This window comes from Bradyrhizobium sp. 172 (assembly GCF_023101065.1).
Lineage (GTDB): Bacteria > Pseudomonadota > Alphaproteobacteria > Rhizobiales > Xanthobacteraceae > Bradyrhizobium > Bradyrhizobium canariense_D.
Map to the genome: position 1 here is coordinate 2,994,072 of NZ_CP064701.1, position 20,968 is coordinate 3,015,039.

The following is a 20,968-nucleotide window of genomic DNA, read 5'->3' on the forward strand; positions in this document are numbered from 1 at the left end:
AAAGGCTCGGCGTTTCATGATCGTCTTGCGATCTCTTTCACTGTTGATTTTCGGTCTTTGGCTGGGGTGCGGATCGGCCCAGGCCGACAAGCGCGTTGCGCTCGTCATTGGCAATTCCGCTTACAAGAACGCACCGCGGCTTGCGAACCCGGTGAATGACGCCGGGCTCGTGGGCAGCATGTTCAGGAACGCGGGTTTCGATACGGTCGAGATCCGGCTGGACCTCAATGCCAGCGAAATGCGGCGATCGCTACGCGAGTTCGCGGCCAGGACGCGCGATGCCGACATGGCGGTGATCTACTATGCAGGCCATGGCATCGAGCTGGACGGCAGCAACTATCTCGTTCCGACCGATGCGATGCTGGAAACTGACGGTGACGTCCTCGACGAGACGGTCGCGCTGGATCGCGCGCTGTACGCGGTCGAACCGGCCAAACAACTTCGTCTCGTCATCCTCGATGCGTGCCGCGACAACCCATTCGCCAAGACGATGAAGCGCACCCTGGCCTCGCGCGCGATTGGTGGCGGACTTGCCAAGGTCGAGCCGACCAGTCCGAACACGATGATCGCCTTTGCGGCCAAGGCGGGATCGACGGCGTCGGATGGCGACTCCCGCAACAGCCCGTTCGCGGTCGCGCTGACCGATCATCTCCCGAAGCCCGGGCTCGACTTGCGCAAGGCATTCGGGTTTGTCCGTGACGACGTCTTGAAGAAGACCGGCAACAAGCAGGAGCCGTATGTCTATGGCTCCCTGGGCGGCAGCGACGTGCCGCTGGTGCCGCTGAGGCCAGTCGCCGCAGCAGGTCCGCAGGCGAACCCGCAGGACAGTGTGCGCAAGGACTACGAGCTGGCGCTTCAGGCCGGCCTGCGCGAAGCCTGGGAAGCATTCCTCCAGACCTATCCGGACGGCTTTTACGCCAACCTCGCTCGTGTGCAGTTGAAGAAGATTGCCGCCGAGGAGGATCGCACGGTGGCGACCGAGAAGGCGCGTCTGGCCGAACAGGAGAAGGCGAGGCTCGCGACCGAACGAGCCCAGAAGGCCGAGCAGGAGAAAGCCGCCGCAGCTGCCAAAGCCGCGGAAGAGGCGAGGATCGCGGCCGAGAAAGCCAAGCAGATCGAGCAGGCCAAGGCGGAGGCGGCCGAACGAGATCGCAAGGCGGCGGAAGCTGCCGCGGCCAAGTCGCTCGCGGAGAAGCGGGCGCTCGAGAAAGCGGCGACGGAGGCCGCAACGAAGCAGGCGGCGGACAAGCAGGCGGCTGATGCCGAAAGCAGGAAGGTCGCCGCGCTGTCGCCGCCGCCAAGCTCCCCGCCGCCCGGCGATCTCGCGAAATCCGTTCAGAGCGAGCTGCGCCGCGTCGGCTGTCTTTCGGCCGCCGCTGACGGCGATTGGAACGCCGCATCGCAACGCTCGCTGACGCTGTTCAACAAATATGCCGGCACCCAACTCGACGCGAAGGTTGCAAGCGTCGACGCGCTCGATGCGCTGAAGGCGAAGCCAGGACGCGTCTGTCCGCTCGTATGCAATTTCGGCTTCAAGGCCGACGGCGATCAATGCGCGAAGATCACCTGCCGCGCCGGCTATCACGTCGGCGATGACAATGAATGCGAGAAGGTGCCGGAGAAGAAGCCGGTGGTCACGCGCGAGGATTCGAAGAGGCGCGACCAGGACCGCAAGGAGGCGGAGTCCGCGGCTCCGAAGTCGCAGTCCTCCGGGCAGATGATCTGCAACAACGCCGGATGCAGACCGGTCGCAAAGGGCTGTCACCTCGGGCCGGTGCCCAATGCGAACGCCAGCGCCAAGATCACCGGCGAGGTCTGCAACTGAGGGCCAGGCAGCGGTGATGTCCGGCCGGACCAGACACGTCTGCGGTTGAGGTGAGGGCAGGCGACACGAGGCTTGCGTGCCCCGCCGCAAGCGAGCATCATTCCCAAAAAAATGGGGAAAACCGATGCTTGAGCTCTCGCGCCGCAGTCACCTTCAGCAATTGTCGGCCGTGCTCGGATCCGCCGCGCTGCCTGGGTGGTCGAGATGCGCTAGGGCTTCGGAGGCAGACATTCCCCCCGAGGGCATCGGCAAGGGCATCAAGCACATCTCCTACAGCGACATCGGCGGACGGCCCGACAGCGTGCAGGTGATGTTCAACCGGCAGCATGTCTATGTCGGACATATGTTCAGCGACGGCGTGACGGTCCTGGACGCATCCGATCCGCGTGCGCTGAAGCCGGTCAATTTCTTCACCGCGGGACAATACACTCGCACCCACCATTTACAGGTGGCGGAAGACCTGCTGCTGCTTGCAAACGGCGCCAACATCGTCGCGATGCAGTCCTACGACAATATGCGCGGCTATTTCGAGAACACGCTGGTCGACAGCATCACCAAGGCCAAGAAATTCCGCTGTGGGCTGTCGATCCACGACATATCGAAACCGAACGAGATGCGCGAAATCGCATTCCTCGAAATGCCCGGCTTCGGCATCAATCGGCTGTGGTGGCCGGGCGGCCGCTATGCCTATGTATCGGCGCATCTCGACGGGTTCACCGACCACATCCTTTGCGTGGTCGATCTCAAGACCACCACCAAGCCGGAGATCGTCGCGAAATGGTGGCTGCCGGGCATGAACCGTGCGGCCGGCGAGCCGGCAACGCCGAAGGGCAAGCGCTTTGCGCTCCATCACATGATCACGGCGGGTGATCGCGGCTATGCTGCGTGGCGCGATGGCGGCTTCACCATTCACGACATCAGCGATCCCGTGAATCCAAAGCTGCTGTCCCACATCAACTGGTCGCCGCCCTTCGCCGGCGGGACGCATACGCCGCTGCCGCTGCCCAAGCGACAGCTCGCAATCGTCGCCGACGAAGCGAACGCGGACAATTGCGCCAAGGGGCTGTTCCATACATTCGTTCTCGACGTGCGCGCGCCGGCAAATCCGGTGCCGATCGCGACCCTGCCGACCCCGCGCGACCGCGATTTCTGCACGAACGGCACCTTCGGTCCGCATAATCTGCACGAGAACCGCCCGGGCTCGTTCCAGAGCGAGGAGACGATCTTCGCAACCTACAACAATGCCGGCGTCAGGGTGTTCGACGTCAGGGACGCCTTCGCACCGAAGGAGATCGCGTATTGGGTGCCGCCGACACCGAAAAAGCTCATCGATCCGCGCCCGAACGTCGCGCTCGCGGCCAAAACCTGCGACGCCTATGTCCGGCCTGACGGGCTGATGTTCGTCTCCGACTGGAACGCCGGCATGCACGTGCTGCAATATCAGGGATGAGCGGTGTTGTAGGGTGGGCAAAGGCGCGAAGCGCCGTGCCCACCATTTGCAGCGGAGAAGTTTGTGGTGGGCACCCTTTCGCTTTGCCCACCCGGCGGACCTGCACTAACCCGCCGGCATCCGCGTCTCCACCAACCGCGCCCAGAACGATGCGCCGTGGCCCAAAATGTTGTCGTTGAAGACGTAGGCCGGGTGGTGGCACTCATTGCCGTCGCCCATGCCGACCAGGATCATCGCGCCGGGGCGTGCTTCCAGCATGAAGGAAAAATCTTCGGCGCCCATCATCGGAATGAACTTGTCGTTGACGCGCTCGGCGCCGACGATGTCGCGGGCGACGTCGGCGGCAAGACCGGCCTCGCGCGCATGGTTCATCGTCACCGGATACATGCGCGTGTATTTGGTCTCCGCCGAGCCGCCATAGGCGCGCGCGATGCTCTCAGCGACTTCGCCGATGCGGCGCTCGACGAGATCGCGCACTTCAGGGTCGAGCGTGCGCACGGTGCCGCCGAGCTCGGCGATCTCCGGGATGATGTTGAAGGCCGTACCGGAGTGGAATTGCGTGATCGAGATTACGGCGGACTTCAGCGGATCGACGTTGCGCGCGACGATCGACTGCAGCGCATTGACGATCTGCGAACCGATCAGCACGCTGTCGATCGACTTGTGCGGACCCGCGCCGGCGTGGCCGCCCTTGCCGTGGACCGTGATCTGGATGTTGTCGGAGGAGGCGAGCATCGCGCCGGGCGTGGTCGCGAAATGTCCTTCGGGCAGGCCCGGCATGTTGTGCATGCCGTAGACCTCCTGGATGTTCCAGCGCGTCATCAGCCCATCCTCGACCATCGCCTTGCCGCCGCCGCCGCCTTCCTCGGCGGGCTGGAAGACCACCACGGCCGTGCCGTCGAAGTTGCGCGTCTCGGTCAGGTATTTTGCCGCGCCCAGCAGCATCGCGGTATGGCCGTCATGGCCGCAGGCGTGCATCTTGCCCGGGACCTTCGATGCATAAGGCACGCCCGAGGTCTCCATGATCGGCAGCGCGTCCATGTCGGCGCGCAGGCCAATGGTCTTGCCCGAGGCGGACTTGCGGCCGCGGATCACGCCGATGACGCCGGTGCGGCCGATGCCCGTCACCACCTCGTCGCAGCCGAACTCGCGCAAGCGGTCGGCGACGATGCCGGCGGTGCGGTGGACGTCGTATTGCAGCTCCGGATTCTCGTGGAAGTCATGGCGCCAAGCGGCCATTTCGTCGGAGAGGGCGGCAACGCGATTGACGATGGGCATGGAGGCTCCGTCTCTGTTGTTGTTGCCGGATGAGCGAAGAGACATCCGGGATCTTTGTGAGAGAAGTCACGGGTATCGCTGCGCTCACCCGGGCTACGAATGACGCTCAGCTTTCACCGAACACGCGCTTGAAGATCGTGTCGACGTGCTTGAAGTGATAGCCGAGGTCGAACTGCTCCTCGATCTCGGCGTCAGTGAGATACTTCTTCACGTCAGCGTCCTTCTTCAGGAGCTGGAGGAAGTCGCCTTCGCCGCGCCAGACCGGCATGGCGTTGCGCTGCACGAGCTTGTAGGCGTCCTCGCGGCTTGCGCCCTTCTGCGTCAGCGCCAGCAGAACGCGCTGCGAATGCACGAGGCCGCCGAGGCGGTCGAGGTTCTTCTGCATGTTGGCGGGGTACACCAGCAGCTTGTCGATCAGGCCGGCGAGGCGCACCAGCGCGAAGTCGAGCGTCACGGTCGCGTCGGGGCCCATCATGCGCTCGGCGGAGGAATGCGAGATGTCGCGCTCGTGCCAGAGCACGACGTTCTCCAGCGCCGGCGTCACATAGGCGCGCACCATGCGCGACAGCCCGGTGAGGTTTTCCGAGAGCACCGGATTGCGCTTGTGCGGCATCGCGGACGAACCCTTCTGCCCTTCGGAGAAGAACTCCTCGGCTTCCAGCACTTCGGTGCGCTGCATGTGGCGGATCTCCACCGCGAAACGCTCGACCGAGGAAGCGATCACACCGAGCGTCGAGAAATACATCGCGTGGCGGTCGCGGGGGATGACCTGCGTCGAGATCGGCTCGGGGACGAGGCCCATGGCTTTCGCAACATGCTGTTCGACGCGCGGATCGATCTGGGCAAACGTGCCGACCGCGCCGGAGATGGCGCAGGTGGCGACTTCCTTGCGCGCCGCGATCAGGCGCTCCTTGGCGCGCGAGAATTCCGCATAGGCGTAGGCGAGCTTGAGGCCGAAGGTCACGGGTTCGGCGTGGATGCCGTGGCTGCGGCCGATGGTCGGCGTCATCTTGTGCTCGAGGGCGCGCTTCTTCAGCGCCGCCAGCACCTTGTCGAGGTCGGCGAGCAGCAGGTCAGCGGCGCGGGTGAGCTGGACGTTGAGGCAGGTGTCGAGCACGTCGGAGGAGGTCATGCCCTGATGCACGAAGCGCGCTTCGTGGCCGACGATCTCGGCGAGGTGGGTGAGGAAGGCGATTACGTCGTGCTTGGTCTCGCGCTCGATCTCGTCGATGCGGGCGACGTCGAAAGTGGCGTCCTTGGCCTTGGCCCAGACCGTTTTGGCGGCCTCCTTGGGAATCGTGCCGAGCTCGGCAAGGGCGTCCGCCGCATGCGCCTCGATCTCGAACCAGATCTTGAACCGGGTCTGCGGCTCCCAGATCGAGGCCATTTCCGGGCGGGTATAGCGGGGGATCATTGGACTGCTCCAGGAAGGTGGGCGGGCGACCCAGAAGGGGCGACCTGCCAAAATGCTTTTTACGCCGTGACTTAGCAGAGCGGGGAGAGCGAAACAAACGGCACCGGCAACGTAGCGGGGGATGATTGGGCTGGGTGGGGGGCATCGGCCGGCCGCGGCGCGCGATGAGCGGCACGTGCCCCGGGGCCGCAGATATTAACTGTCACTCACGGATCATTGACTGACAGATATTGAAATCTGTCAGCGAGACGTGTATATCCGTTCTCGGACGTTCCGATTGGGCGTCTGGCGGCATCCCGGGAGCCTGACGTCCCAAGCAGATGGGGGATTGAGGGTCGCAATTGAACAACGGGGACCGCCAATTGATTGGAGACTTACGACAATGACGACCGAAATCATCAATTTGACCGGGACGATTGGGCACTGGCTCAATTTACTGGTGGCGCGCCAGATCGCGGCGCAGGCTGCAAAACTGCCTCATTAAGGCGAGAGCTTTCCGAAACGACCGGCACGGGCGCTTCGGAAGCAGCTCTGTCGCCGGGTAACTGAGCCCTCAACGGGAACATGGTGCTGGCATGAACGAAGCCGTTATCTTGACGCCGGAGCGGATCCTCGAAGTCACCGAGGACGTGCTGCGGCGTTACGGACTGGCCAAAGCCACCGTGGTCGACGTTGCCCGTGCGCTCGATGTGAGCCATGGCAGCGTCTATCGCCATTTCCCGAGCAAGGCTTCGCTGCGCGAGGCCGTCGCAAAACGCTGGCTGGACCGCATTGACGCGCCCTTACGCCAGCTCGCCGAAGAGCAGGGCCCGGCTCCGGCGCGGCTCGACCGCTGGCTGCGCACCCTGTTCGCCGCCAAGCGTTCGCGTGTGCTCGACGACCCCGAGATGTTCGACACTTATCTGACCCTGGCGCGCGAAGCCTGCGCGGCCGTCAAATGTCACAAGGACACCATGATCGACCAGATCGCGGCAATCCTGTCCGACGGTGTGACGCAGGGCGTGTTCGCCGTCGATGACGTCAAGACCACCGCGCGTGCGATCTTCGATGCCACAGTCCGCTTTCACCATCCGGCCCATGCCGACGAGTGGAAGGATGCCGATCTCTCGGCGCGTGTCGATGCGACGCTGGCGCTGGTATTGCGCGGGCTGAAGGCGTAGGCCGAATACTCCACGCGCTGTTCCAAAGCCGTTCGATCGCCCGCATGGGCGGCGCTTTTATCCCTCGACCTTGTGGGCGAGGGCACCATCGCGGAGCGAACGCGGATGGTGGGACTTTTTCCGCGCACGAAGAGCGGTATCCGCCAATGGCACGACCGGCGGGCTTTCCGGATACGCATTGACTTCAATTTCGACGAGGTCCTTCGCCCGCTTTCGAAGCCTGTAGAATGCAAGCTCCTGTTCGAGCATGGGGCAGTGGAATCGAATGGTTGCTGTGTCTGGCAAGCGGCAGAGTTCATCGATGAGCTCGCCGACAGTGATGAGCGCGGGATAGGTAGCTTCGCGGATAGCCTTACTCATGGCGGAACTCCTTCACTGCGGTACTAACTGGAGTTCGATGGCCTCCGTTCCAATCCGCATCGCAAGGCGGTCGAAATATACCTGGGAGACGCCCGCATGCGGAGGATGGCTCCGTGCGCCTGCCTTCAGGGAGGGGCAAACATCTAGATCTTCGTCAGTCCACAATTGGCTGCCAGCCGCACCAGCTGCGCATCCGTGCGCGCGCCGGTCTTGGTCTTGATCAGATAGTGATAGTTCTGCACCGTCTTGACGCTGAGATTGAGATGCGCAGCGATCTGTTCGGTCGTGGCACCGCCGGCGAACTGGCGCAGGATCTCGATCTCGCGTTCTCCCAATTGATCCAGCGCCGAGCCCGCCGACAGACTGTCCTCGGCCAAGATGTGCGCGATGTCGTCGCTCATGGCGCGCTCGCCGCGGGCAACGCTGCGGATCGCGGACACGACTGCGGACGGCTCGCTACTCTTGGTGACGAAGCCGCTGGCGCCGGCACTGAAGGCTGCCTTCACCAGAACGGCTTCGTTGTGCATGGTAAAGACGAGGATGCGCGCCCGCGGACTGCGCGCGCGGATGTTGCGGATGGCTTCCAGTCCGCTCGCGCCGGGCATCGAGATATCAAGCACGACGACATCAGGATCGCGCGCCTTGAAGGCGCTGTAGGCATCCGCAGCGTTGTCGGCTTCCGCCACGACATGCAGATCACCCTGGCTTTCCAGCACGCGCCGATAGCCTTGCCGCACGATCGGATGGTCGTCGACCAGCAGCACGGAAATGCCCGTTGCCGTAATCTCGTTCATGCCGGCCTCATGCGGCGAGCGGGATGGTGGCGGCGACGCTGAGTCCGCCTCGGGCGGGCAGGATCGAGAATGATCCACCGGCCGCTGCGACGCGCTCGCAGATGCCGGTGAGGCCGAAGCCGGCCGACTGCTTGACGCGTGCCGCGTCGCCGCCGCCATCGTCGTCGACACGGATCAGCAATGCATCGTCGTCGCCCGCGCGCCGTTCCACGCTGAGCGAAATCTCGCGTGCCGCGCCGTGGCGCAACGCGTTGGTTAGGCATTCCTGCGCGACGCGATAGGCCGTGATAGCGGCCGGGCCGCTGATGTCGGTGAGGTCGCCCTTGAGATCGAGCTGGATCGTCGGCCGCGCCGAGCTCTGCGAGCGCCAGCTATCCACCAAATTCACGAGGCTCGCCTCCAGCCCAAGCTCGGCGGGCAGAGGATTGCGCAGGCGCTTCAGCGCGTCGCGCAGCGAGGCCATCAGATGATGCGTGGCCTGCGAGATCATCCGCGCGTCCTGCACGATGTCGTCGCGCTTATCTGCCTTCGTGCTCGCCGTTTCGATGGTGTTGGCGAAGGCGAGGATGGCCGAGAGATTTTGTCCGAACTCGTCGTGCAGCTCGCGGGCGAGCGCGCGGCGTTCGTCGTCGCGGATCTCGATCAGGCGCCGCGTCAGCGCCGCGCGCTGTTCGGTCGCCTCCTCCAGCCGGCCGCCGAGCTCGCCGACGGCGCTGCCGATCATCGCCAGCTCCATCGAGCGGAAGCGCGGCAGTTTCGTGCGATAATGGCCGCGGGCCATGCGCTGCAAGGCCGTGACGATCGTGCGCGCCGGCGCCAGCGCATGCGCGATCGCGAGCGAGGCCAGCAGCGCGATCGCCGCCGCCATCAAAAGCGCGACGTCGATCACGTTGAGGATGTACTCCCAGGCGAGCGAAATGGCGGCCGTTTCATCCGGCGTCGCGACCACCGTTCCGGCGGTCGCCGCGCGGGGACTGACGGGCCGTATCACTTCGGCATGGCTGCCGAGGAAGGTCGGCACGATCGACGCGAACCAGCGCGGCGGCGTCTTGCCCAGCCCCTCGCTCTGGCCGCAGAGCGGCTTTTCGAATGCGATGGCCGGTTGGAATTCGACGCAGACGCCGGGCGAGATCAGCTTCATCGTCTCCAGCGTGCGCCACTCCGGAACCGGCAGAAGCTGCTCGCGTGTTCTGCTGCTACGCAACAGGAATTCGTGCCAATACAGGGCCTGAAGCGCCTGGGCGACCCGCTGCGCCGAGGCCGCAGTTGCCCGGTCGACGCTGCGATAGGCGTCGAACGTGGCCCAGATCGTCGCCGCCCCAAGGCAGAGCGCGACGATGAGAAACAGACGGGCGACAAGCTGAAGCACAAGGCGCATGCGATCACCCCAAAGTTTGCTAAGGTCAGCCTAACAACGCCGCCGCGCCTTGCCAATTGCGAGGCACGGCAAGATGGTAGCTCGGGCAAATTTCCCATGCTGGATTGGGCATGGCTCTTTGGACCGGGCGCGGCGGCTTTGATCTAATGGGCGGAATTCACGGCCAGGAGCGGTGCAGCATGAGTTCGATGACGATTGGGCCGATCGCGGGGCCTGCTGCCGACCCATCCGAGCGCAGTGCGCTCCTGTTCTGGATGATCTTCACCGGGCTTTCGATCTTCGCCGTCGTGCTGCTGTGGCGGTTCGGCCTGATCCGCTTGATGCTGACCTCAGATCGGACCTACATTTCCAGCGTGATCGCGCTGCTCTATGTCCTCACCTGCGGTCACTGCTTCCTGCGCACGCGGGCCATTGCCCGCGAGGGCGCGGCGGCGAGGCGCTGCCGCGCGGTGCTTGCGGCCCCCGAGGGCGGCAGGGCGCTCGACGTCGGCGCTGCCGCGCTGCCGCGCGGGCTGGTGCGGGACCACATTGAGAGCCTCGTGACCAAGGCCGCGGCGCAGGACTACCGCCCCGTCGACCAGACGCTATTGCTGCGAACGCTCGCCGACCGGCTGCGCGGCTCCAACGGCTTCGGGGCCTTCGTCTCGGATACGCTGATGAAGCTCGGCCTGCTCGGCACCATCGTCGGCTTCATCATCATGCTGGCGCCGATCGCGGGACTGGATGCCGCCGACAAGGTCGCGATGCGATCCTCGATGGGACTAATGAGCGACGGCATGGCGGTCGCGATGTACACGACGCTGGCGGGCCTCGTCGGTTCGATCCTGGTCCGCATCCAGTATTACATGCTGGATGCCGCGACTCAGAAGGTGTTCTCGGATGCGGTGGTGCTGACCGAGACCTATGTGACGCCGGTGCTGGAACGTAAGGGCGCTGGAATCGCGACATGATGGATGATTTCGGTCTCTATCCGCGCGAGGAGCCGTTCGATCCCTTGGGCGTGATGCTGTTCAAGGCGCTCCAGGTGATCGCTTTCCTGTTCTTCCTCGCGCTGCTCGCGGTCTCGCCGGACGCCAAGGACGGCAAGATCGACTCCAAGGCCGAGTTCATGATCACGCTGGACTGGCCCGACAGCCATCCCGACGATCTCGACCTGTTCGTGCAGGATCCCGTGGGCAATATCGCCTGGTATCGCCACCGCGAGGCCGGCTTCCTCACGCTCGACCGCGACGATCGCGGCGGAGCCAACGACTTCATCATGGTCAACGGCAAAAAGATTGCCTCGCCGATCCGCGAGGAGATCGTCACGGTGCGGGGCATCGTTCCCGGCGAATACACCGTCAATGTCTCACATTTCGTGGCTACGACCGGCGAGCCTGTGACGGCCAATGTGAAGGTGCAAAAACTCAATCCGACGGCGCAGGTGATCTTCGATAACAAGTTCACGGTCGATCACACCGGCGACGAGAAGACTGCGGTGCGGTTCCGGCTCGACGCCGAAGGCAAAGTCGTCAATGTGGACCAGCGGCCGAAATCGCTGCTGGAGACCTTTCGCAGCGGCTGGCGCAACGGCGCCGATCTCGACCCGAGCACCGGCGTGAGCAAGAACGCTGTGAGGGTGCGCCGTGACTAGCCTGCCAACGGTCATCCTCACGCTATCGATAGCCTACGCCGTCATCGGTGCGCTGCTGCTGGTCGTTCTGGTCTATGCGCGGCTGCATTGGTCGTTCAAGGCGGTCGCGGTGGTCGTGACCAGTGCGTTCTATGTCGTCAGCTTCACCGAGATGCGCGGGCTGCTCGGCTGGGCCAGCGCCGATCGGCTGCCGGCCTCGTTCAAGCTGCTGAAGGCCCGCATCGTCGAGCCGCATTCGCTGGAGGGCGATCCCGGCTCGATCTATCTCTGGGTCGAGCAGCTCGACGAGGACAATCGGCCGAGTGGCATCCCGCGCGCCTTTCGTGTGCCCTACAATGACAGGCTGGCCGACAAGACCCATGCGGCGGAGAACGAGATCGCGCTGGGACATCCGCAAGGCGGCCGGGCCGCCGATTTCGGCGGCGGCGATGGCAGCCTCATCGACATGGTCCGGGAATATGTGACGCCCAAGACCATCATGGAGACGAGCGGAGGCGATTCCTCGACCGGCGAATTCCTGGCACCACCGGCCGGCGCGCAGGGCGCCGTGTTCACGCCGTTGCCGCCGCCCCGGATGCCGCCGAAGGACGAGCAATAGGCTCTTCACCATCGCGACAGGGCAGTGCTGGCAAACCGCGCGCCGCTGGCGCATGTTCTTGACCTCCCTCAATTTAGCCTTATCGGCTCCCAATAAGGTTCGAGGGTGGAGGGTGCGTGCTTCTCGCTGTCTTCTCGGATATCCACGGCAACCGGCAGGCGTTCGAGGCGTGCCTGAAAGTCGCGCGGGCGCGTGGCGCCGAGCGCTTCATCCTGCTTGGCGACTTCGTCGGCTATGGCGCCGATCCGGAATGGGTGGTGGATACCGCGATGGAGCTGGTTGTCCAAGGCGCCGTCGCCGTGCGCGGCAATCATGACCAGGCGGTGAATTCCTCGGCCGAGACCATGAATGCCGAGGCGCAAATCGCGATCGAATGGACCCGCGGCCGGCTCGACACCGCGCAGCGGCGGTTCCTGGCGGAATTGCCGATGCTGGTGGAGGACGGCGATCGCCTGTTCGTGCATTCGGAAGCCTCCAGCCCCCGAAGCTGGCACTATGTCCGATCGACCGCCGACGCAGCCAAGAGCCTGATCGCGACGCCGGCTCATGTCACGTTCTGCGGCCACATCCACCGCCCGGCGATCTATTCGATGTCGGTGACGGCGAAGATGTCGGGACTCGTGCCCAAGACTGACGTCTCCGTACCGCTGCTGCGTGGCCGGCAATGGCTTGCGGTGCTCGGCTCGGTCGGCCAGCCGCGCGATGGCGATCCATCCGCGGCTTTCGCGCTGTTCGACACGGTCTCGTGCCAGATCACCTATTGCCGCGCGCCCTACGACGTCGAGACGGCCGCGAACCGGATCCGCGAGAACGGCCTGCCGCATTGGCTCGCCGACCGACTGTCGCAGGGGCGTTAGAGGCCGATGCCGAAACCCCTCGTCAAATCGGGCGCAGAGATCGACGGCTACACGATTGGCGAATGCGTCCATGCCGGCGGAATGGCGACGCTGTGGACCGTCACCCGTCCCGGCCTCGACGTGCCGCTGCTGATGAAAATTCCGCGGGTGTCGGAGGGCGAGGACCCCGCGGCGATCGTCTCCTTCGAGATGGAGATGATGATCCTGCCGCGGCTTGCGGGTCCGCACGTGCCCTCCTGTTTCGGCACCGGCGATTTCGCCCACCAGGCCTATGTCGTGATCGAGCGCATCTCCGGGACCACGCTCTACAAGCGGTTGCCCGACCTGCCGCTGCCGTATGACGAGGCGCGGCAGCTCGTCGCCAGGATCGCAACGGGGCTTGCTGATTTGCACCGGCAGAACGTGATCCATCACGACATCAAGCCGAGCAGCATCATGTTCCGCGAGAGCGGCGAGGCGGTGTTGATCGACTATGGCCTGTCGCATCACAACCATCTGCCGGACCTGTTGCAGGAGGAATTCCGCCTGCCTTACGGCACCGCGCCCTATATGGCGCCAGAACGGTTGTCAGGGGTGCGCGACGATCCGCGCAGCGATCTGTTCTCGCTGGGCGTGCTGCTCTATTTCTTCACGACCGGCGAGCGGCCGTTCGGCGAGGGCGAGACACTGCGTGCGATGCGGCGCCGGCTTTGGCGCGATCCGCACCCGCCGCGCGGCTTGCGCGCTGATTATCCGCCCTGGCTCCAGGAGGTGGTGCTGCGGTGCCTCGAGATCGAGCCGGTGCGGCGCTATCCGACGGCGTCGCAGCTCGCCTTCGATCTGACCCATCCGGACCAGATCAGGCTCACCACACGCTCGGAGCGGATGAAGCGCGACCCGTTAAGCTTCGCTTGGCGGCGCCGCTTCAACCAGGGCGTCATGCAGCCGCGCGCGAAATCGGATGTCGCAGCCCAGATCGCATCAAGCCCGATCCTCGCGGTCGCGCTCGACACGGTGGAAGGCGCCCCCGAGCTGAACGAAGCGTTGCGCGTCACCACCGAGCGTATTCTCGCCACGCTGCCGTCGGCGCGGCTCGCCTGTCTCAACGTGCTGAGGCTCAACCGCATCGCGATTGACAGGACGCTGGATGAGCAGGGCTCCAACAAGCATATCGACCGGTTGGTGGCGCTCAGACACTGGGCCACGCCGCTCAAGCTCGATGAGAGCCGGCTCTCGGCTCACGTGCTGGAAGCCGTCGATCCCGCGGCGGCCATCCTGGAGTTTTGCGAGGTCAACCACGTCGACCACGTCATCATCGGCGCGCGGCAGGGCTCGTTCAGGCGCACGCTGCTCGGCAGCGTCTCGGCCAAGGTGGCCTCGGAAGCGGCCTGCACCGTCACCGTGGTACGGCCGCCGCGAATGGCTGCGGATGCGGGCGAGGAGGCCGGATAGGGCCGCGCTCTGGATCCTGGAGGCTCAGGCCGCGTGAGCGGTGTGGACGGAGCGCTTGCGACGGATCGGCCAGGAGAATTGCGGGCCGGGCTCGCAGTGATCCGCGCTGCCGCCGAAGAACTGGATGATCTCGCGGCACGGCTCGCAGTTGAACAGGTTACGCGACGCGGATGCCTTGGTCATTTCCTTGAGGCAGTTCGGGCAATGCGGCTTCATGAGCTTGGTCCAGAAAAGAATTCAATGCCGGCGCGGTGACCGGAGCGGGTGATCCAGGTCCATCTCGGGCCCGGTGTCGTCGCGCATCTCGCCTTCGGTGCGTTCGAGCCGACCGAAGAAAAAATCGAGGTCAGGATGTGGGCGCCGCGGGATGCGGCACCGGCGCTTCGGCTGACGTTTCACGAGCGCGATCTGCATGGGGTCAGGCCCGATACCAGTCGCGACGAGCGATGCGGGCCGAGCGTACCGAGACCTTCACCGGTCCGGCCGATGGACCAAACACAACAAACGCACAAAAACCAAGCCACAACGCCACGCCAGTCCAGACCAGGGTCGTCGTCATGATGTGCTCCCGCGAAAACAGGCAAGAATCACTTGCGGTGATTTGCGCGAATCAGGGAAGCCCGGAGGAGTACGGATCAAGTTGCAAATTTAGGCATTACGCGCCGCAACACCCGTAGAGGCCGCACGTCTGCGGAGTCGAGCGGGCCCTCAGATCGCCTCGCCGCGTGCACCCGCGGCGGCGTTGCGGATTGCGGCGATGTTGGTCTTATAGGCATCCTGCGTGCCGCCCCTGAACACGGACGTGCCGGCGACGAAGGCGTTGGCCCCGGCCGCAGCCAGGGGACCTGCGACGTCGGGCCCGACGCCGCCATCGACCTCGATATCGATCGGCCGGCCCGCTGTCATGGCGCGGATGTCGCGGATCTTGCCGATCGCGGAGGGGATGAAGGCCTGGCCGCCGAAGCCGGGATTGACCGACATCACCAGCACGAGGTCGACCAGGTCCAGGACGTATTCGAGCGCACTGATCGACGTGCCCGGATTGAGCGAAACGCCGGCCTTCTTGCCGAGTGCGCGGATCGCCTGAAGCGAGCGGTGCAGATGGGGACCGGCCTCGGCATGCACGGTGATGTGGTCGCAGCCGGCTTTCGCGAAGGCCTCGAGATAGGGGTCACAGGGCGAGATCATCAGATGCGCGTCGAAGATCTTCTTGGTGTGCGGGCGCATCGCCTTAATGACGTCGGGGCCATACGAGATGTTGGGAACGAAGTGCCCGTCCATGACGTCGAGATGGATCCAGTCGGCTCCAGCGGCGTCCACGGCGCGCACCTCCTCGCCGAGCCTGGAGAAATCCGAGGCCAGGATCGAGGGCGCGATTGCCAGGGGGCGGGGAGCGAAGGCTTGGGTCATGGCGGTTTCCCGTGGCGGCCGTGGAAGATGGACTCGCCTAACATGGGCCTCTCAGCCGGGCAATGCAGGGGCGGCGTGCTTCCTGTGGGCGGAAATTTCTGCCGCGACCGGCATGAATTGCCGGTGTTCCGGGCCGTGCAAAGTGCGGTGAAAGCGGATTTCATTGAGCTTTTTGCGCTGGCACGGCGCTTGCTGACTTCACCTGAACAGAACATTGGCCGCGGCATGCCGCATCGGTTGGAGTTGTGCAATGTTGTTTGCTCTTGGGGCCGTATCGAGCGCACTCGACGCGATCCAGTCGCTGACGAATTCGAAATCGTCCTCGTCGACGCAGAAGACGGGATCCTCGCAAAAGCCCGCGACCAATCCGTTCGCGATCGAGAGCGGCAGCAACAGCACGACCGGCGCGGCCTCGTCGGTCAATGCGGGCAAGACCCCGCAGATCTCGCCGGAGACGATGAACGCGCTGTTCGCTGCGCAGAGCCAATCCTCGGACAGCACCGGCAGCGCCGCCAGCTCGACCTCGTCGAGTTCGACGTCCTCCTCCTCGACGCGCCGCGACGCCGCCTTGAAGGATCTGTTCTCGCAGATCGATGGGGACGGCGACGGCAAGATCACCAAGTCGGAATTCGAGAATGCGCTCGGCGCCGGCGGCACCAATCTCGCGCAGGCCGACGACGTTTTCTCGAAGCTGGATTCGAATACCGACGGCAGCGTCAGCCTCGACGAGATGTCGAAGGCGCTGAAGGGCGGCCATCACGGTCACCATCACGCGCAAGGCGCGGGCGATGCCTCCGGCAGCGGTTCGGGTTCCTCCTCGCGGTCCAGCGGCGGCTCGACCTCGACCTCGACGACCGGCGCCGACGGTTCGACCACCACCACTGTCACCTATGCCGACGGCTTCAAGATGTCGACGACGGTCCCGGGCGCCTCCAGCTCCCGTAATTCGGCGTACGATCTGTTCGCGCAGTTGATGCAGCGGCAGGGCGGGCAGGGACAAGGCGCCTCAGCGACTGTCGGTTCATCGATGTCGATGAGCGTGTAACCTTGCTCACGGCTAGCCTGCATATTCGTGCGTGATGTCACGATAGACATACCGATCACGGATTTCGCGGTTGAAGAACGTACCCTTTGAGCGCACATTCTTGAGCGCGGCGGCGACCTCGGGCGGAACGTCCGCGTAGACATAGACGCGTCCGCTGACGAAAGTCACCGTCAGCTCGCGCCTATCGGGGGCGTAGCGGAAAAAGCGGATCACGGAAGACGGCATGGCGGTGCACCTTGTCGGCCAGGGTAACGCCGTGTCAGCCGTTTCGTTTCTATCCGAACCGGTCCTTCCACGCCGGCATTGCGCCGGCAAAGGGCAGGGCCGTCGCATTGTAGACGCCGCGAGCGATGGCGCGTGCGACCACGTTGGCGGCGATCGTTCCGAGCTCGGTAAGGCCGACCAGCGGCTCGATCGGCTTCTCGCCCGTTGCGGCGGCGAACAGCACGTCGCCGTCGGTCGGGGCATGCACCGGATAGATCGCACGGGCGAACCCGGTATGCGCGATCATCGCAAGCCGCTTGGCCTGGGGTTTGGTCAGCGTGGCATCGGTGACAACGACGCCGATCGTGGTGTTCTCGCGCGCGTTCGCGGCGGGTCCGCCCTTGATGCGCATCGCCAGCATGTCCGGTGTGAACGTGGACGGCAGGCCGCGCCCGCCGAACTCGCCGTTCTCCTCGAAGGGCGCAGCCCAGAACCAAGGCCCTTCGCCAACGGTTGTGCTGCCGACCGCGTTGACGACCATGATCGCGGCGACCTTGATACCATTGGCCAGGACCGCGGAGGCCGACCCCAGTCCACCCTTGAAGGTCGCGGTGGTGGCACCGAGGCCGGCGCCGACGCTGCCCAGTGCGAAATCGTCGCTGGCGGCCAACGCTGCGGCGTAGCCGAGGTCGCGATAGGGCGCGAAGCGTCCCCAGGCCTTGTCGCCGCCGTTGAGCAAGTCGAAAACGATTGCGCCAGGCACGATCGGAATCACCGCCTCGCGAATCCGCAAGCCGCGGCCTTGTTCGGCGAGCCAGGCCTGGATGCCGCCGCCGGCGTCGATTCCAAAGGCGGAGCCGCCGGACAGCGCGATGGCGTCAACGCGATCGACGGTGCTGGCGAGGTCGAGCAACGCGTCTTCGCGCGTGCCGGGTCCGCCGCCGCGAACATCGATGGCCGCAACCGCGGGGGCGTCGAAGATGATCGCGGTCGTGCCAGTGGCGATTTTCGCATCCTCGGCATGGCCGACGCGGACGCCGGCGATATCGGTGAGAAGGTTTTTCAAGGCGGCTCCGCAGGCTGAAAGGCGCTCGCTTCAGCGATATCGCAGGGATGCCGCAGGCTCAACCCGCGAGCGCGGTCCTCAGCATCTTGGCGAGCTCGGACTTACGGTAGGGCTTTGCCAGCAGCAGCACGCCGGAATCGAGCCGCCCGTGGTGGACGATGGCGTTCTCGGTGTAGCCCGAGGTGAACAGCGTCTTCAGGTCGGGGCGGCGGCGAGCCGCCTCGTCGGCGAGCTGGCGGCCGTTCATGTTGCCGGGCATGATGACGTCCGTGAATAGCAGGTCGATGTCCTTGTCGGCGTCGATGATGACGAGGGCCTCGGCCGCGTTGGCGGCTTCGAGGGCGGTATAGCCGAGGCTCTTGATCTGGGTCACGACATATTGGCGCACCAGCGCGTCGTCCTCGACGATCAGGATCTTCTCGTGGCCGCCGGTGACGGGCGCGTTCTGCAGCGCCTCGAATTCGGTCTCCTGCACGCCGCTCGAGCGCGGCAGGTAAATCTTCACGCTCGTGCCGTGGCCTTCCTCGCTGTAGATCTTGATGTGTCCGCCGGACTGCTTGACGAAGCCGAACACCATGCTGAGCCCGAGGCCGGTGCCCTTGCCGACCTCCTTCGTGGTGAAGAAGGGATCGAACACCCGGTCCATCAACTCCGGCGGGATTCCGGAGCCGGTGTCGCTGACGGCGATCATGACGTAATTGCCGGCCACCACGTCGGGATTCATGCTGGCATAGCCGTCGTCGAGGAAGATGTTGCGCGTCTCCAGCACCAGCGTTCCGCCGTCGGGCATCGCATCGCGCGCGTTCAGCGCGAGGTTGAGGATCGCGGTGGAAAGCTGACCCGGGTCGATCAGTGCCGGCCACGCATCCTCGGTGAGTTGCGGCATGATGGTGATCTGCTCGCCGAGCGTGGGATGCAGGAGCTTTGCGGCCTCGAGCGTCAATGCGTTGACGTCGATTTCGCGCGGTTGGAGCGGCTGCTTGCGGGCGAACGCGAGCAGATGCTTGGTCAGTTGCGCGCCGCGCTCGGCGGCGTCGTCGATCAGCTTGGTGATGGCGGCGAGCTCGGGACGGTCAGCGACCGCGTCCGCCAAAATTCCGATCGTGCCGGTGATGACGGTCAGCACATTGTTGAAGTCGTGCGCGACACCGCCGGTCAATTGACCAATCGAATCCATCTTCTGGACGTGCCTGAACTGCGCCTCGGCCGCCTGCTTCTCGGTGAGGTCGCGGCCGATGAAGAAATGGCGCTTGACCGGCTCGGACCAGGTGCCCATCCAGTTCAGCGTGACCTCGTGACCGTCGTAGTGGTAGTAGCGCGCCTCGAAGCTGCGCTTGACCGCGCCACGCCGCGCCGCGCGCATCTCGTCGCGCGTCTTCTGGAGGTCATCGGGATGAATGAACTCGGTGGCGCTGTGCCCGATCATGTCTTCCGGATTCAAGCCGAGAATGGTCTTCACGCTCGGGCTGACCTGGATGAAATTGCCAAAACCGTCGGTGACCAGGATCAGGTCCTGTGAGGTCTCGAAGATCCGCTGCCGCTCCTCGACCTCGCGGCGCAGTTTTTCTCGTGCCTGCTTCTCTTCCGTGATGTCGTGGGCGATCTTGGAAGCGCCGATGATCTGTCCGTTGGCTGATTTCAGCGGAGAAACATTGAGGACGACGTCGACCCGCCGGCCGTCCTTTCGGATCCGGACCGTCTCGTGCTGTGCGATCGTTTCGTTGCCGCCGACCCGGTTCAGGATACCCCTGACCTCGGCCTTGCGGTCCTCCGGGACGATGATGTCGATCGGCTGCCCGATGGCCTCCGCGGCGGCATAGCCGAACAGATGTTCGGCGGCCTTGTTCCAGCCCGTGATGACACCGTCGAGCGTCTTCGTGATGATGGCATCATTGGCGGATTCGACGACGGCGCCGTACAGGGCAAGGCGCTTGCCATAATAGTCGCGATCCAATGCCGACTGCTGGCGCAGCCTGCCGACGAGACCCAGCGTATGCGCCTGAAGGCGGACATTTTCGATCAGGAGCACCGCGAGCACGAAGGTCGCCGCGCAGAGGCCGTAGACACGACCGGCGTAGAAGCCGAGATCGAAGCGCGCCACGTTGACGATCGCCGACAGCGCGATGTCGAACAGCCATGCGCACATCACCACCATGAGCCAGACATCGATGACCGAATGCGGACGGCGGAACCACAGCGAGACCAGCGCGGCGAAGCTCAAGGACCAGACAAAGGACACCACGCCGATCATGATCTGCGTGTAGCCGCCATCGCGCAGCAGGACCGGAAGCAGGTCGTGCTGCGCAGTGACGATCCAGGTCAAGACGATCATGATCGTGACGACGCCGACCACGCTGGCGTAGATCGCCTTGCTTGCCGAGCCCGTGATCCGGGCGCCGCCGTCGGCCTCCTTCAGCCAGGCGTAGGCCAGCACGCAGAGCGGAAAGCCGCCGTGCCAGATCATGTAGAGCCAGACCGTGGTCTGCTGGTTGGCCCCCAGCAGCCCGGTCGGCGAAAAAAGTCCGGGGAAGGTGAGGGCATGGACCACGGCCGCGGCGGCTGTGAACAGATAGCCCGTCGCGAGCACGAGCAGCGCGCTGGTCCTGAGCACCGCAAACTGCGACAACAGCAGGACGGCGGTGACAATGTCCGCGACCACAAGGGCGGATTGATAGCTGGCGACGAAGGCTGGCACGGGCAGTAGCGAGATACCCGCGAAGGGCACGGCCACTGCGAACAGGATCGACGAGACGCCCACGATCGCCAATGCTGCGGTGCGGTCCTTCGGGGTAGCCGGCAACGTCGAAAGGAATGTGCTTCGATCGGTCGTCGCAGAGACGTGCAGCTCGCGCAGATCGGTTTTGAGCATCTTCGCCAATCTCATTTGGCCCAATCAATTTCTGCCCATGCTAGCGGGTTCTGGGCACGCATCATGACAAAACCCACTGCGACTCAACCGAAGGTTACAGTTTACTTAATTTTGGGGGGAACGCGCACCGGGGATCGGGTAAGATGCGCTTTACTGGATGGTGCAATAATGCTCTCCCGCAGCTGCGGGTTCCAGG

At 64.6% G+C, this 20,968-nt stretch carries 21 protein-coding genes; 9 read left to right on the forward strand and 12 right to left on the reverse strand.

The window, feature by feature from the left end:
* The first annotated feature begins 16 nt into the window (after positions 1 to 16).
* Together IVB07_RS14220 and IVB07_RS14225 are read left to right on the forward strand one after the other, a co-directional pair.
* Positions 17 to 1,825, forward strand: coding sequence for a caspase family protein (locus IVB07_RS14220; protein ID WP_247361895.1), 1,809 nt, complete (start codon positions 17 to 19; stop codon positions 1,823 to 1,825).
* A gap of 124 nt (positions 1,826 to 1,949) precedes the next feature.
* Positions 1,950 to 3,275: a hypothetical protein gene (locus IVB07_RS14225; protein WP_247361897.1), complete on the forward strand. Its 1,326-nt coding sequence runs from the start codon at positions 1,950 to 1,952 to the stop codon at positions 3,273 to 3,275.
* 105 nt (positions 3,276 to 3,380) lie between these two features.
* Here the strand turns inward: IVB07_RS14225 and IVB07_RS14230 are convergent, their stop codons facing one another.
* Positions 3,381 to 4,553, reverse strand: a complete 1,173-nt coding sequence (locus tag IVB07_RS14230) for a M20 aminoacylase family protein (RefSeq protein ID WP_247361900.1) — start codon at positions 4,551 to 4,553, stop codon at positions 3,381 to 3,383.
* A gap of 106 nt (positions 4,554 to 4,659) precedes the next feature.
* Positions 4,660 to 5,967, reverse strand: coding sequence for an adenylosuccinate lyase (gene purB / locus IVB07_RS14235; protein WP_247361903.1), 1,308 nt, complete (start codon positions 5,965 to 5,967; stop codon positions 4,660 to 4,662).
* 575 nt (positions 5,968 to 6,542) lie between these two features.
* Between purB and IVB07_RS14240 the strand changes: the two genes are divergently transcribed.
* Positions 6,543 to 7,127 (forward strand): TetR family transcriptional regulator, encoded by a 585-nt coding sequence (locus tag IVB07_RS14240; RefSeq protein WP_027518823.1) that lies wholly within the window; start codon positions 6,543 to 6,545, stop codon positions 7,125 to 7,127.
* A gap of 57 nt (positions 7,128 to 7,184) precedes the next feature.
* On the opposite strand, the gene IVB07_RS14245 is transcribed toward IVB07_RS14240, so the two are convergent.
* The 3 genes from IVB07_RS14245 to IVB07_RS14255 form a co-directional block, all read right to left on the reverse strand.
* Positions 7,185 to 7,487: a hypothetical protein gene (locus IVB07_RS14245; protein ID WP_247361907.1), complete on the reverse strand. Its 303-nt coding sequence runs from the start codon at positions 7,485 to 7,487 to the stop codon at positions 7,185 to 7,187.
* 143 nt (positions 7,488 to 7,630) lie between these two features.
* On the reverse strand, positions 7,631 to 8,281 hold the full coding sequence (locus IVB07_RS14250; protein ID WP_085396093.1) for a response regulator transcription factor: 651 nt from the start codon (positions 8,279 to 8,281) through the stop codon (positions 7,631 to 7,633).
* A gap of 7 nt (positions 8,282 to 8,288) precedes the next feature.
* Positions 8,289 to 9,659 carry a histidine kinase gene (locus IVB07_RS14255; RefSeq protein ID WP_247361910.1) on the reverse strand — a complete coding sequence of 457 codons (1,371 nt, stop codon included), beginning with the start codon at positions 9,657 to 9,659 and terminating at the stop codon, positions 8,289 to 8,291.
* A 179-nt stretch (positions 9,660 to 9,838) separates the two neighbouring features.
* Between IVB07_RS14255 and IVB07_RS14260 the strand changes: the two genes are divergently transcribed.
* The 5 genes from IVB07_RS14260 (at position 9,839) to IVB07_RS14280 (ending at position 14,178) form a co-directional block, all read left to right on the forward strand.
* On the forward strand, positions 9,839 to 10,609 hold the full coding sequence (locus tag IVB07_RS14260; RefSeq protein ID WP_085351049.1) for a MotA/TolQ/ExbB proton channel family protein: 771 nt from the start codon (positions 9,839 to 9,841) through the stop codon (positions 10,607 to 10,609).
* On the forward strand, positions 10,606 to 11,292 hold the full coding sequence (locus tag IVB07_RS14265; protein WP_085351050.1) for a hypothetical protein: 687 nt from the start codon (positions 10,606 to 10,608) through the stop codon (positions 11,290 to 11,292). Before IVB07_RS14260 ends, IVB07_RS14265 begins: the two co-directional genes overlap by 4 nt.
* A complete protein-coding gene (locus tag IVB07_RS14270; RefSeq protein WP_018455562.1) occupies positions 11,285 to 11,890 on the forward strand; it encodes a hypothetical protein in 606 nt (201 codons plus the stop codon). The genes IVB07_RS14265 and IVB07_RS14270 overlap by 8 nt, the downstream gene beginning before the upstream one ends.
* A 116-nt stretch (positions 11,891 to 12,006) precedes the next feature.
* On the forward strand, positions 12,007 to 12,747 hold the full coding sequence (locus IVB07_RS14275) for a metallophosphoesterase family protein (RefSeq protein ID WP_085351051.1): 741 nt from the start codon (positions 12,007 to 12,009) through the stop codon (positions 12,745 to 12,747).
* A 6-nt stretch (positions 12,748 to 12,753) separates the two neighbouring features.
* A complete protein-coding gene (locus IVB07_RS14280) occupies positions 12,754 to 14,178 on the forward strand; it encodes a bifunctional serine/threonine-protein kinase/universal stress protein (RefSeq protein ID WP_247337350.1) in 1,425 nt (474 codons plus the stop codon).
* 24 nt (positions 14,179 to 14,202) lie between these two features.
* On the opposite strand, the gene IVB07_RS14285 is transcribed toward IVB07_RS14280, so the two are convergent.
* The 4 genes from IVB07_RS14285 to rpe all read right to left on the reverse strand — a co-directional run bounded on the left by IVB07_RS14285 (position 14,203) and on the right by rpe (position 15,588).
* On the reverse strand, positions 14,203 to 14,394 hold the full coding sequence (locus IVB07_RS14285; protein ID WP_085351052.1) for a hypothetical protein: 192 nt from the start codon (positions 14,392 to 14,394) through the stop codon (positions 14,203 to 14,205).
* Positions 14,395 to 14,415: 21 nt separating this feature from the next.
* Entirely contained in the window at positions 14,416 to 14,592 is a 177-nt protein-coding gene (locus IVB07_RS14290) for a hypothetical protein (protein WP_162847283.1), read from the reverse strand.
* Positions 14,593 to 14,596: 4 nt separating this feature from the next.
* Entirely contained in the window at positions 14,597 to 14,737 is a 141-nt protein-coding gene (locus IVB07_RS14295; RefSeq protein WP_162847284.1) for a hypothetical protein, read from the reverse strand.
* A 149-nt stretch (positions 14,738 to 14,886) separates the two neighbouring features.
* Entirely contained in the window at positions 14,887 to 15,588 is a 702-nt protein-coding gene (gene rpe, locus IVB07_RS14300) for a ribulose-phosphate 3-epimerase (RefSeq protein ID WP_247337352.1), read from the reverse strand.
* A gap of 250 nt (positions 15,589 to 15,838) precedes the next feature.
* Here rpe and IVB07_RS14305 point away from each other — a divergent pair, with 250 nt between their 5' ends.
* The gene (locus IVB07_RS14305) at positions 15,839 to 16,633 is read left to right on the forward strand and encodes an EF-hand domain-containing protein (RefSeq protein ID WP_247361913.1); all 795 of its coding nucleotides are present in this window, start codon (positions 15,839 to 15,841) and stop codon (positions 16,631 to 16,633) included.
* A gap of 12 nt (positions 16,634 to 16,645) precedes the next feature.
* Here IVB07_RS14305 and IVB07_RS14310 read toward each other — a convergent pair whose 3' ends face one another.
* From IVB07_RS14310 to IVB07_RS14320, 3 genes are read right to left on the reverse strand one after another with little or no spacing between them, the layout of a single operon-like run.
* Complete coding sequence (locus IVB07_RS14310; protein ID WP_085351054.1) at positions 16,646 to 16,858, reverse strand: KTSC domain-containing protein; 213 nt, start codon at positions 16,856 to 16,858, stop codon at positions 16,646 to 16,648.
* A 49-nt stretch (positions 16,859 to 16,907) separates the two neighbouring features.
* Positions 16,908 to 17,903: a P1 family peptidase gene (locus tag IVB07_RS14315; protein ID WP_018455570.1), complete on the reverse strand. Its 996-nt coding sequence runs from the start codon at positions 17,901 to 17,903 to the stop codon at positions 16,908 to 16,910.
* A gap of 58 nt (positions 17,904 to 17,961) precedes the next feature.
* Positions 17,962 to 20,772 (reverse strand): PAS domain S-box protein, encoded by a 2,811-nt coding sequence (locus tag IVB07_RS14320; RefSeq protein WP_085385070.1) that lies wholly within the window; start codon positions 20,770 to 20,772, stop codon positions 17,962 to 17,964.
* Positions 20,773 to 20,968 lie beyond the last annotated feature (196 nt).

Bases quoted from the DNA above. Each gene is read 5' to 3' on its own strand.
- IVB07_RS14250 (WP_085396093.1), bottom strand. From the start codon at position 8,281: ATGAACGAGATTACGGCAACGGGCATTTCCGTGCTGCTGGTCGACGAC.
- IVB07_RS14225 (WP_247361897.1), top strand. From the start codon at position 1,950: ATGCTTGAGCTCTCGCGCCGCAGTCACCTTCAGCAATTGTCGGCCGTG.
- IVB07_RS14310 (WP_085351054.1), bottom strand. From the start codon at position 16,858: ATGCCGTCTTCCGTGATCCGCTTTTTCCGCTACGCCCCCGATAGGCGC.
- IVB07_RS14285 (WP_085351052.1), bottom strand. From the start codon at position 14,394: ATGAAGCCGCATTGCCCGAACTGCCTCAAGGAAATGACCAAGGCATCC.
- IVB07_RS14320 (WP_085385070.1), bottom strand. From the start codon at position 20,772: ATGCTCAAAACCGATCTGCGCGAGCTGCACGTCTCTGCGACGACCGAT.
- IVB07_RS14290 (WP_162847283.1), bottom strand. From the start codon at position 14,592: ATGCAGATCGCGCTCGTGAAACGTCAGCCGAAGCGCCGGTGCCGCATC.
- IVB07_RS14220 (WP_247361895.1), top strand. From the start codon at position 17: ATGATCGTCTTGCGATCTCTTTCACTGTTGATTTTCGGTCTTTGGCTG.
- IVB07_RS14245 (WP_247361907.1), bottom strand. From the start codon at position 7,487: ATGAGTAAGGCTATCCGCGAAGCTACCTATCCCGCGCTCATCACTGTC.
- IVB07_RS14240 (WP_027518823.1), top strand. From the start codon at position 6,543: ATGAACGAAGCCGTTATCTTGACGCCGGAGCGGATCCTCGAAGTCACC.
- IVB07_RS14255 (WP_247361910.1), bottom strand. From the start codon at position 9,659: ATGCGCCTTGTGCTTCAGCTTGTCGCCCGTCTGTTTCTCATCGTCGCG.
- IVB07_RS14265 (WP_085351050.1), top strand. From the start codon at position 10,606: ATGATGGATGATTTCGGTCTCTATCCGCGCGAGGAGCCGTTCGATCCC.
- IVB07_RS14230 (WP_247361900.1), bottom strand. From the start codon at position 4,553: ATGCCCATCGTCAATCGCGTTGCCGCCCTCTCCGACGAAATGGCCGCT.
- IVB07_RS14260 (WP_085351049.1), top strand. From the start codon at position 9,839: ATGAGTTCGATGACGATTGGGCCGATCGCGGGGCCTGCTGCCGACCCA.
- rpe (WP_247337352.1), bottom strand. From the start codon at position 15,588: ATGACCCAAGCCTTCGCTCCCCGCCCCCTGGCAATCGCGCCCTCGATC.
- IVB07_RS14280 (WP_247337350.1), top strand. From the start codon at position 12,754: ATGCCGAAACCCCTCGTCAAATCGGGCGCAGAGATCGACGGCTACACG.
- IVB07_RS14295 (WP_162847284.1), bottom strand. From the start codon at position 14,737: ATGACGACGACCCTGGTCTGGACTGGCGTGGCGTTGTGGCTTGGTTTT.
- IVB07_RS14305 (WP_247361913.1), top strand. From the start codon at position 15,839: ATGTTGTTTGCTCTTGGGGCCGTATCGAGCGCACTCGACGCGATCCAG.
- purB (WP_247361903.1), bottom strand. From the start codon at position 5,967: ATGATCCCCCGCTATACCCGCCCGGAAATGGCCTCGATCTGGGAGCCG.